The following is a 10,343-nucleotide window of genomic DNA, read 5'->3' as shown; positions in this document are numbered from 1 at the left end:
CGCCTTCGCTCGGCCCGGCGCGGGGCTGTGGACGGACTTTGTCCGGCTGTGCCCGTTGTGCGGCTGCCTCGCCTTCGCTCGGCCCGGCGCGGGGCTGTGGACGGACTTTGTCCGGCTGTGCCYGTTGTGCGGCTGCCTCGCCTTCGCTCGGCCCGGGGCGGGATTCGGACAGGCTTCGTCCGGCTGCGCCCATTAGGCTTGTGCACCGTGCTGTCAGTAGTGCCGAGTCCCGTCGCCGTGCGCGCGCCGTCGAAGGTGAACCTCCACCTCGGAGTCGGCGACCTACGTGCCGACGGCTATCACGACCTGACCACGGTGTTCCAGGCGCTGTCCCTGAGCGACGATCTGCGGATCGCTCCGTCGGCCTCGCTGGCTGTGCGGGTCACGGGTGAAGGCGCCGCGGACGTGCCGACCGACCGTAACAACCTGGTGTGGAAGGCGGCCGTCCGGCTCGCGCACATCGGCGGCCGGGCCCCGCTGGTGGAAATCGCCATCGCCAAAGGTATTCCGGTGGCGGGCGGCATGGCGGGCGGCAGCGCGGACGCCGCCGCCGCACTGGTCGGGCTGAACGCGCTGTGGGATCTCGGCTTGTCCAGGGACGAGCTCGTGGCGCTGGCGGCCGAACTCGGCAGTGACGTGCCGTTCGCGTTGCACGGCGGCACCGCGCTCGGCACCGGCCGCGGCGAACGTCTGCTTCCCGTGCTGTCGCGTAACACGTTTCACTGGGTGCTCGCCCTCGCCAAGGGCGGCCTGCCGACCCCGGCCGTGTTCGCCGAGCTCGACCGATTGCGTGAACTCGGCAAACCGCCCCGGCTCGGCGAACCACAGCAGCTGATGCAGGCGCTGGCCTCCGGAGATCCGAAACAGCTCGCGCCCCTGCTCGGTAATGACTTGCAGGCGGCGGCGTTGTCGCTGAAGCCGGAACTGCGCCGCACCCTGCGCGCTGGACTGGCCGCGGGCGCGCTGGCCGGACTGGTGTCCGGCTCCGGGCCCACCTGCGCGTTCCTCTGCGAGAGCGAGGAATCCGCGGTGTCGGCGGCCGCCGAACTCGCGGGTGCGGGCGTGTGCCGCAGTGTCCGGACGGCCAGCGGCCCGGTACCGGGTGCACGCATTCTCGGCGACGGACCGTCGGGAAAACACTGATCCTGCATCAGACCCGGGCGGCCGCAGAACACAGAGCTGGGCGCAACCCTTCGATACCTGGCCTGTCCGTGTCCCCAAGTGGATGTTCAGGAGACGACGTCGGCCAGGCGATCGATTTGATCGGCATCGCGCCCGTAGCAGTAGAACATCACCTCGTCGGCGCCGAGACCGTTGAATTCGGCGAGGGCCGTGCGGATTTCCGTCCGCGTGGTGAGCATTCCGGCGAGGATGCCCTCGGTGTAGTCACTGAAGCCGTAGTAGGCACCCATGGCGGCTCGGGCGTCGTCGATCACATCCTGCGGGCCGAGCGCGACGTTGACCTGGGCGACGATGCGTGGCTCACCAGGCCTGCCGTTGTCCTTCCAGGAGCGGCGCACCGTGTCGAACAGTCCGCCCGCCCAGGACGGCGGCGCAGCGGCGAGAAAGCCTCCGCCCCAACGGCCGACGCGGTCGAGTGCGGCGGGCTGGAAGCCGCCGAACAGGATCTCAGGGCCTTCGGGTCGTAGCGGCGCCGGGCCGATCGGGCCGCACTCGGCGCCGTAGGGCTCACCCGCCCACAGGCGGCGCATGATCGCGAGCTGCTCGTCCATGCGGCGACCGCGGGTGCGCAGATCGGTGCCGGAGGCGAGGTGGTCGTCCGCGCGACCGCCGACACCGAGGCCGAGCGCCAGGCGTCCGCCGGACATTCGATCAAGTGTCGCAACCTGTTTCGCGAGCAACACCGGATCGCGCAGCGGCGCGAGGAGCACTTCGGTCTGTACGTGGACGCGGCTTGTCGCACCGGCGATCATGGCCAGTGCGACGAGCGGTTCGGGATTGTCATAGACCAGCCGGTCGAGCAGGCCGAGCGTGCGGAACGGGCCCGCGTCGGCGCGCCGGGCCCAGTGCAGCAGGGCGGCGGGATCGGAAATGGGCAGGCCGAGGCCGACGTGCATGGAGAACCTCCTGTGCTTGTTTGGCAGCGCCTGCGGCGCTGCGCGTTCGCGGCCCCCTCTTGGCTCGCGTCCGAGCGACCGAGACTCGCGCCTTCGGCGCATGCGCTTCGGTCGCGCGGACGCGAGCCGGGCCGCGAACCGTGCTCGTAAGGCTCGCACCTCGACGGGGTCAGGAGTGCGGTGAGCGGGAGTTTGCTGTCGGGGGTAGGCGGGCGGTGGACGCGAGGCCGGAACGAACATTGTTCGTCGAGATCATTCTGAACGAACATTGTTCGTTGCGCAAGGGCGGTCCGGCGTGTTTTCCCGCCGTTCGCCGGGCGATGGATCGGTCGGCCCGGTCGGTACGCTGGCTCCGGGCACGTATCAGCCCGCCGCCGCAAGACACGGAAGGATCCATGTCCAACCTGATCAATCTCGAACAGGTCCACAAGAGCTTCGGGATCACCCCGCTCCTGGACAATGTGTCACTCGGCGTGCACGCGGGCGAACGGATCGGCGTCGTCGGCCTCAACGGGGGCGGAAAGACCACCCTGCTCGAGGTGCTCACCGGCATCGAGGAGCCCGACAGCGGGCGGGTCAGCAGGGTCGGCGGCCTGCGCTCAGCGGTGGTGACGCAGCGTGGCGTGCTGCCCGAGGGCGCGACCGTCGGCTCGGTGGTGCTGGCCGGTCTGGCCGACGACGCCATGACCGACGATGTGGCCGAACACGAATGGGCCGCCAACCCCCGCATCCGCTCGGTGCTGGACGGCATCGGGATCGCCGATCTCGGCATGGACGCCCCGGTCGACAATCTCTCCGGCGGCGAGCGCCGCCGGGTCGCGCTCGCCGCCGCGCTCGTGCGCGAACTCGACCTGCTCGTGCTGGACGAGCCGACCAACCACCTCGACGTGGAAGGCGTGCAGTGGCTGGCCGAGCATCTGCTGAGCCGCCGCAGCGCGTTGGTCGTGGTGACCCACGACCGCTGGTTCCTCGACACCGTCGCCACCAACACCTGGGAGGTTGTCGGCGGCAAGGTGGAAAGCTACGAGGGCGGGTACGGCGACTGGATCTTCGCCCGCGCCGAGCGCGCCCGCCAGGCAGACGCCTCCGAGGCGCGGCGGCGCAACCTCGCCCGTAAGGAGCTGGCGTGGCTGCGGCGCGGCCCGCAGGCGCGCACATCCAAGCCGCGCTATCGAGTGGAGGCCGCGGAGGCGCTGATCGCGGACGTCCCTCCGCCGCGCGACAGCGTCTCGCTGGCCGCGTTCGCGCGAAAGCGCCTCGGCCGCGTGGTGATCGAACTGGAGGACGCCACCCTCGCCACCCCGGACGGCAGGGAACTGGTGCGCGACCTGACTTGGCGGCTGGCGCCGGGGGAGCGGGTCGGCCTGGTCGGCGTCAACGGGTCCGGCAAGACGACGTTACTGCGCGCGCTGGCCGGAGACGGCGGCGGGAACGACACCGTGCTCGCCGGGGGCAAACGGATCCAGGGTCAGACCGTGCAGATCGGTTGGCTGCGCCAGGAACTCGACGACCTGCCGACGAACCTGCGTGTGTTGGAGGCGGTGCAGCAGGTCGCGCAGCGAATCATGCTCGGCGACAAGGAGGTTTCTGCCGGCCAGCTGGCCGAGCGGCTCGGCTTCAGCCCTGCCCGCCAGCGCACTCCCGTCGGCGACCTGTCCGGCGGCGAGCGCCGGCGCCTGCAGCTGACTCGCATCCTCATGTCCGAGCCGAATGTCCTGCTGCTCGACGAGCCGACCAACGACCTGGACATCGACACCCTGCAACAGCTGGAGGATCTGCTCGACAACTGGGCGGGCACCCTGGTGGTGATCAGCCACGACCGCTACCTGATCGAGCGCATCTGCGACTCGACCTGGGCGCTGTTCGGCGACGGCAAGCTCACCAATCTGCCCGGCGGCATCGAGGAGTATCTGAGCAAGCGCGCGGCCCTCAGCGCGGGCCGAGTCCGCGCCACCGCGCCGGAGGCCAAGTCTGTCGACGTCTCGGCCACCGATTCCGCCACTTATCGTGCGGTCCGCAAGGAGCTGACCCGCCTGGAACGCGCGATCGACAAGCTGTCCGACCGGGAACAGCGTCTGCACGCCGCGATGGCCGACGCCGCCACCGATCGGGAGCGGCTGGTCACCTTGGACGCGGAGCTCGAGCAGGTGCGCGCGGAGAAGGAGACGGCCGAGGAGCGCTGGCTGGAACTGGCCGACGGTGTGTAGTCCGCGCGCCTAATGCCCGGAGGCGCGTCCGTCCTGCATGGCCACCGGCAGGCAGGTCCGCACGAAGTCCCGGCCGAAGTCGGTGAGCACCACGCTGCGGTAGATCACCTTGGTACCGAACCCGGAGCGCTTCAGCATCTCCCGCACCAGCGACTGCGCCTCCAGCAGCTGGTAGCGGTTCGGATTGCCGATCGGCTCGCGCGCGTGCTCGACCAGGCCGAGCCTGCGCAAATTGGTCAGGTACTGCTGGATCCGGTTCGGGAAGCGCAGGCCCGCCTGCTCGCCGATCAGCGTGAGCATCGAGCCGATTCGTTCCGCGCCGAGCGCACGGGGACGCCCGCTGCGGACGTCGATCGAGGGCTGCGGTCCGTCCAAGCGCAGGAAACGCAGGATGCGCGCCTCGTCCGGGGTCAGCTCGGCGAGCATGCCCGCGAAGGCCGGGTGGTTCTCGTCCTCGTCGTGCGTGCTCGCCGACAAACGCAGCAGCGCGGCGCCTTGCTCGCGCAGCGTCGGCACACCGTCCTGCGCAGGCGTTTCCTGGGTAGTGGGCAGTCCGAGCGCCTTGCGCATCGCGTCGCGCACCTCGGCCTCGGCCTCGGCGAACACTTCTCGGGGCGGCGCGCCTTCGATGCTGCGCCGCACGACGGTCGAGGCGACGCCGACCGCGGTGCCGACACCCCACGCGGTGGCCTCGGCGACGGCGGTCCAGGCGACCATCGCGACACCGGTCGCCGCACGCACAGTGGCCACGGGAACCGATATCCGCGTGGGTAATTCGCTGGTACGGATGACGTCCGAGGCGGGCCGCCGTGCGATCTCTCGGGATTGCCCGGCGTTCACCTCCGTCGTGTCGGGGTGTTCGACGGCTTCGATGTCGCCGCCGTCCGGACCCGCTACAGCCATGATGTCGCCACTCCTGTTCCGAAGATCAGGATATGAGCGTATCCGGCAAACAGCCCGAGTACGCCGCCATGCACGAAAAGCAACCATTCATCCTGTTTGATGGCGGCTCTCAGCATGTCCACGAAGTCCGGGGGCGACAACGCCGACATCTGTTTGGCGATGTACTCGTTGATCTGCCTGCCCTGGCGGACGTTGAACTCGGGGTCGGCGAACGCGATCGGCGCGATAGCCATGGCCTCTGTGGTGAGCGTCGATTGCAGCGAGTCGTATTCGCGGCTGCCGAGCACGAACTTGACCGCGGTGCGGGCAGGCCCGAGCGCGCGATCGGCGGCGGGGCGCAATGTGTCCTCCAGCATCTGCATGGTGCGATCGGAGCGCGGGCCGTTGAGCAACTCGTCGCCGATATTCGCCACGGTGATCACCTGGCTGGATACCAATTCCGCGTAGCCGTCACTGATTTCGGATTTGCGTTTGATCAGTAGACCCTGCCGCCACGGGCACCACCACTTCGGATAGGCGGGCGCGAAGATCATATTGATCCCGATCCAGTTGACCACCCAGCCGATGATCACGCCACCGATCGGCAGCACGACGAGGCTGGACCATCCGGTCAGATGCAGGACGGCGACCAACACCGCGCCCATGGGCGCGCCGAAGTAGAAACCGAAGTTCTGCATGAATCGCAGTTCCTTGGCACCGAGCACCTGGAACAGTGTGTTGAGCAGGTGTGGGCGGGCCTGGAAGTAGCGGATCACCATCTGCTTCACATCGAGCAGCTGATCGATATTCGCGCCCAATTCCTCGGTGAGCTCACGCAGAATCTCCGGCAGCTGCTGGCGCACCCTGGCGTGCACCATGTCGCGGACCTGATTCGGCAGGTTGTACCAGAGCTGGGGATGTTCGCGCCGCAGGATTTCCTCGACGATGTCCTTGATCTGCGCGTCGGCGATGCCGGCCAGATGCTCGGCCAGCTTGTCCGGCTCCAGCTCGCGGTAGAAGTCGGCGACGCTGCCGAGTTTGGCAAGGCCCTTGTCGACCGCGATGCTGGCCATCTTGTCGGCGCGCGACGGGACGATGCCCTGCCAACCGAATCTGCCGTCGTAGCTCAGCAGCGGCAGTACTTGAATTCGCTTGGGAAGGAACGGATATAGCGCGCGAAGGCCAGGGAGGTGAATGCCGTGGAAGGCGACTGGCTTGAAGAGCATGAGCACGCCGGTCCAGTTGGTGATGTAGCCGATGATCCCCGTGAAAAGGGGGATTGTCACAAGCTCGAGGAGGACCGTGGGGTGGATTCCGAAAACACTCTCTAACACGACACCCTCCTGCCGATACACCAGTGACCGCCGCCTCACCGGCACCATAAACTAGCACTCTCTCGGCAAAGGAACGCGATGGCGAGCGGAGGGCCTGCTTACACCGCGAGTACACCCCCATAGAGGTGGTTGTCGAGATATGGGTCACAGGATTGTCCGGAATGCCGCGCTGTCCGAGTCAGGCGGCCACAATGACCGGCGACACAGGGGGAAGTAATCTGTGGGGCGGATTCGTTCACCTGGCGATATCGGAGAAAATGTGGCAGACGACAGGACCGGACAGGACGTGGCCCGGGCCGGTTCCCGCGCCGTCGAGCGCAGCTCGGATGTCGAACAGCGGCAGATCAGCAACGAGGCGCGACTGATCCGCGGCGTGTTCCGTGCGGCAGGACTGGCCGCGGGCACGGTCGTGCGCGGTGGTCAGTGGGCCGTCGGCACCACCGTCGACGTGACCAAGGAGATCACCCAGGCGGCGCTGGACGGCGAGTCGTCGGCAGAGATCGCCGAGCGGACCGGAAACGCGTTGCGCTCCATAGCCCGCAGTGCGCTCGGCGTCACCGAGGGTTCGGTGCGCGAGGTCGTCAGCTATGTGCCGACATCCAACGGTCCAGGCTCTCAGCAGGCGCTGGCCGTCGGCTCCCAGCTTCGCTCGGCGAGCACGGAGGAACTGCGCCGCCGCGGCGACGCACTGCTGGCCAGGTCCGCGGATGTGTACTTCACCGAGGACGTGCACCCGGCCTACGATCGCATCCTCGACCAGCTCGCTCCCGACGAGGCCCGCATGCTGCGCTTCATGGCGCTCAACGGTCCGCAACCGTCGGTCGACGTGCGCACCAACCGCCCGCTGGGCATCGGTTCGGAGCTGGTGCAGGGCGACCTGACCTCCGTGCCCGAGCAGGCGGGCGTGCGCTACCCGGACCGCGCGCGCTCTTATCTGATCAACCTCAACCGCCTCGGCTTGACGATGACCTCTGACGATCCGGTGGTATTGAGCCGGTACATGGTGCTCGAGGTGCAGCCCGTGGTGGAGGCGGCGCTGAAAAAGGCGGGCCGGGCGCCCAAAATTGTGCGCAAGAGTCTACGACTCACCGAGTTCGGCGAGGACTTCTGCCGCACGTGCTTCACCATCGGAAGTTGACCGTCTAGTTGATCTTCAGGGGCATATTCCCCGAACTGTGATAGCAATCTGATACAAATCTCCCAATTCGTGAAGTGCCGTGGCTTCGGATGGGATTGTGGAGGTATGGATCAGGGAACCGGCGGGCAGGAGCGCGGCGACCCAGGCGTAGGGGTCGGCGCGCAGGTGCGTAGGGACCGGGGTGTAGGCGCCGGCGGACAGGAGCGCGGCGACGAGCGAACGCGCGTCGGCGCGTCGGAACGCGGTGACCAGACAACGCGCACTGATGCGTCAACACGCGGTGACCAGGCTGTGCGCGCTGGCGCGTCGGAACGCGGTGACCAGGCTGCGCGCGCCCGCGCGTCGGAACGCGGTAACCGGGAAATGCCCGCCAGCGCGCAGGAAAGCGGGAACCTCGACCCCGGTGGGCAGCTGCGTTTCGATGCGGGGCCGATCGATTTCGGGCAGGTGCGCGACGATCCGAGAGCAAGACGCGGCCGCGACGAGCGGGAAATGGATGACGTCGCCGCGATCAGCCGGCTGAAGTATCGCTATCTGCGCAGCCTCGACACCAAATCGTGGGACGAGTTCGTGGACACCATGGTTCCCGAGGCCACCGCCACCTACAGCGAATATCTTCAGTTCGAATCGCGCGACGCGTTTCTCGCGTTCATGCGCAACACTCTCGGTCCGCACGTGATCACCGAACACCGGTGCGACCATCCCGAGATCGACGTCGTCGGCGACTCGGCGACCGGCACCTGGTACCTCGCCGACACCGTCCTTATTCCCAGCCACAACATGCTGCTGCGCGGCGCGGCCTTCTATTCCGACCGCTACGTCCGCTGCGACGACGGCTGCTGGCGGATTTCGCACACCGGTTACGAGCGCACCTACGAGGTGGTGCTCTCGCTCAGCGACCTGCCGAGCCTGCGGCTGACCTCAAGTAGATGGGGCCTGATCGCGCGGGATGACGGCATCGCCTCGGTCCAACGTGAGCCGGGCGCCGCGCCGCGGCCGCCCCAGCCCGAAGCCGAGTGACTCAGTCCGCGGTGGCGACCAGCGGTTCCAATGTCAGCATGGGATGTTCCTTCTCGATGTATTGCAGCCGCCACTTGTCGCTGAACAGCGCGAGCAGCGCGCCGTCGCTGCGGGTGAACACCTCGACCCCGCGCTGACGCCCGAGTTCCTCCGCTGAGGCGGCGTCGGTACGCCGAGCCAGCGTGTAGCCGAGATGCTCCATCGTGGTCTCGACAGTGAACTCCGCGAGCATGCGAGCGGTGACCACCTCGAACTGCATCGGGCCGACGGCCGCGAGAACCGGAGAGGCGTCACCGCGCAGATCGTTGCGCAGGACCTGCACCACACCCTCGGAGTCGAGTTGATCGATGGCCTTGCGGAACTGCTTGTACTTGCCCGCGCTCTGCGCGCGCAACACCGCGAAATGCTCCGGCGCGAAGGACGGTATCGGCGGGAACTCCACCTTCTTGTCCACGAACAGGGTGTGGCCCGGTGCCAGCGCCGTCGCGTTCACCAGGCCGACCACGTCGCCGGGGTAGGCGGTGTCGACGGTGGCGCGTTCGCGGCCGAACACGGTCAGCGCGTACTTGGTCGCGAACGGCCGTCCGGTCTGCGCGTGGGTGACTACCATGCCGCGCTCGAACTCACCGGACACGATCCGCATGAAGGCGAGTCGGTCGCGGTGCGCGGCGTCCATGCCCGCCTGCACCTTGAACACGACCGCGCTGAACGGGTCGGAGGTATCGCGCGGGTTGCCGCCGACATCCCGGCGCGGGCCCGGCGCGGGCGCCAGCGCGACCAGGGTCTCCAGCAGTTGCCGGACGCCGAAGTTCAGCATGGCGGAGGCGTAGATCACCGGGGAGGTCTGTCCAGCGAGGAACAGCTCCTGGTCGTGGTCCTGCCCGATCGCCGAAAGCAGCTCGCTCTCCTCGACGGCGGTGGTCCACGGCTCGCCCTCACGCGCCTGCGCGGACTCCGGGGTCAGTGACTCCTCCGGCGCGATGGTCGCGCCGCCGGCGGTGCGGGTGAAGTGGATGTATTCGAGGGGTGCCCCGTCGAAACCGCGGCGCAGCAGGCCGCGGAAATCGCCCGCGATGCCGACCGGAAGGAACAGCGGGGTCGGGGTGAGGCCGATCCGTTCGTTGATCTCGTCGAGCAGTTCCAGCGGCGCCTGTCCGGGACGGTCCCACTTGTTGATCACCGTGATCACCGGGATGCCGCGGTGGCGACAGACCTGGAACAGCTTCAGCGTCTGCGGCTCCAGGCCCTTGGCGGCGTCGATCAGCATCACCGCGGCGTCGACGGCGGTGAGCACCCGGTAGGTGTCCTCGGAGAAATCGGAGTGGCCGGGGGTGTCGACCAGGTTGATCACGCTGTCGACGTCGGAGCCTGCGGCACGATAGTTGAACTGCAGTGCCGTCGAGCTGACCGAGATGCCGCGCGCCTTCTCCATCTCCATCCAGTCCGAGACCGTGGACTTGCGTCCGGCCTTGCCGTGGATCGCGCCCGCCTCGGAGATCATCCTTGCGTGCAGGGCGAGTGCCTCGGTGAGCGTCGACTTGCCCGCGTCGGGATGGGAGATGACCGCGAACGTGCGCCGCCGGGCGACCTCGGCAGATAATCCGCGGGGGGCGGGCGCGACGACACCCTCAGGGGAGGCGCTCAACGGAAACAACCTTTCACAGACAACCGATCGGCAACCACG

General features: G+C 68.0%; 8 protein-coding genes. 4 read left to right on the top strand and 4 right to left on the bottom strand.

The annotated features are described in order from the left end of the window. Positions 1 to 207: 207 nt before the first annotated feature. Positions 208 to 1,143 (top strand): 4-(cytidine 5'-diphospho)-2-C-methyl-D-erythritol kinase, encoded by a 936-nt coding sequence (locus tag AB4Z47_RS27140; RefSeq protein WP_441954903.1) that lies wholly within the window; start codon positions 208 to 210, stop codon positions 1,141 to 1,143. 86 nt (positions 1,144 to 1,229) lie between these two features. Here the strand turns inward: AB4Z47_RS27140 and AB4Z47_RS27135 are convergent, their stop codons facing one another. Then, the gene (locus tag AB4Z47_RS27135) at positions 1,230 to 2,078 is read right to left on the bottom strand and encodes an LLM class flavin-dependent oxidoreductase (RefSeq protein ID WP_441954901.1); all 849 of its coding nucleotides are present in this window, start codon (positions 2,076 to 2,078) and stop codon (positions 1,230 to 1,232) included. Between the two features lie 395 nt (positions 2,079 to 2,473). On the opposite strand from AB4Z47_RS27135, the gene AB4Z47_RS27130 reads away from it, so the two are divergent. Next, positions 2,474 to 4,285 carry an ABC-F family ATP-binding cassette domain-containing protein gene (locus AB4Z47_RS27130; RefSeq protein ID WP_441954899.1) on the top strand — a complete coding sequence of 604 codons (1,812 nt, stop codon included), beginning with the start codon at positions 2,474 to 2,476 and terminating at the stop codon, positions 4,283 to 4,285. A 9-nt stretch (positions 4,286 to 4,294) separates the two neighbouring features. Here AB4Z47_RS27130 and AB4Z47_RS27125 read toward each other — a convergent pair whose 3' ends face one another. Further along, positions 4,295 to 5,188: an Abi-alpha family protein gene (locus AB4Z47_RS27125; RefSeq protein ID WP_441954897.1), complete on the bottom strand. Its 894-nt coding sequence runs from the start codon at positions 5,186 to 5,188 to the stop codon at positions 4,295 to 4,297. Continuing rightward, complete coding sequence (locus tag AB4Z47_RS27120; RefSeq protein WP_441954895.1) at positions 5,179 to 6,501, bottom strand: DUF445 domain-containing protein; 1,323 nt, start codon at positions 6,499 to 6,501, stop codon at positions 5,179 to 5,181. Before AB4Z47_RS27120 ends, AB4Z47_RS27125 begins: the two co-directional genes overlap by 10 nt. A gap of 259 nt (positions 6,502 to 6,760) precedes the next feature. Between AB4Z47_RS27120 and AB4Z47_RS27115 the strand changes: the two genes are divergently transcribed. Then, a complete protein-coding gene (locus AB4Z47_RS27115) occupies positions 6,761 to 7,639 on the top strand; it encodes an Abi-alpha family protein (RefSeq protein ID WP_441954893.1) in 879 nt (292 codons plus the stop codon). 492 nt (positions 7,640 to 8,131) lie between these two features. Continuing rightward, positions 8,132 to 8,659, top strand: a complete 528-nt coding sequence (locus AB4Z47_RS27110) for a nuclear transport factor 2 family protein (RefSeq protein ID WP_441954917.1) — start codon at positions 8,132 to 8,134, stop codon at positions 8,657 to 8,659. Position 8,660: 1 nt separating this feature from the next. Here the strand turns inward: AB4Z47_RS27110 and AB4Z47_RS27105 are convergent, their stop codons facing one another. Next, positions 8,661 to 10,304: a peptide chain release factor 3 gene (locus AB4Z47_RS27105; protein WP_441954891.1), complete on the bottom strand. Its 1,644-nt coding sequence runs from the start codon at positions 10,302 to 10,304 to the stop codon at positions 8,661 to 8,663. Between the last annotated feature and the right edge of the window lie 39 nt (positions 10,305 to 10,343).

The organism is Nocardia sp. 2TAF39 (assembly GCF_052114905.1).
Lineage (GTDB): Bacteria > Actinomycetota > Actinomycetes > Mycobacteriales > Mycobacteriaceae > Nocardia.
Note: the sequence above shows the minus strand (reverse complement) of the source record. Positions and strands in the feature narration are given on the sequence as shown.

What these genes read in the sequence shown, in the direction of transcription:
- AB4Z47_RS27135 (WP_441954901.1), bottom strand. Translation starts at nt 2,078, where the DNA reads ATGCACGTCGGCCTCGGCCTGCCCATTTCCGATCCCGCCGCCCTGCTG.
- AB4Z47_RS27130 (WP_441954899.1), top strand. Translation starts at nt 2,474, where the DNA reads ATGTCCAACCTGATCAATCTCGAACAGGTCCACAAGAGCTTCGGGATC.
- AB4Z47_RS27125 (WP_441954897.1), bottom strand. Translation starts at nt 5,188, where the DNA reads ATGGCTGTAGCGGGTCCGGACGGCGGCGACATCGAAGCCGTCGAACAC.
- AB4Z47_RS27110 (WP_441954917.1), top strand. Translation starts at nt 8,132, where the DNA reads ATGGATGACGTCGCCGCGATCAGCCGGCTGAAGTATCGCTATCTGCGC.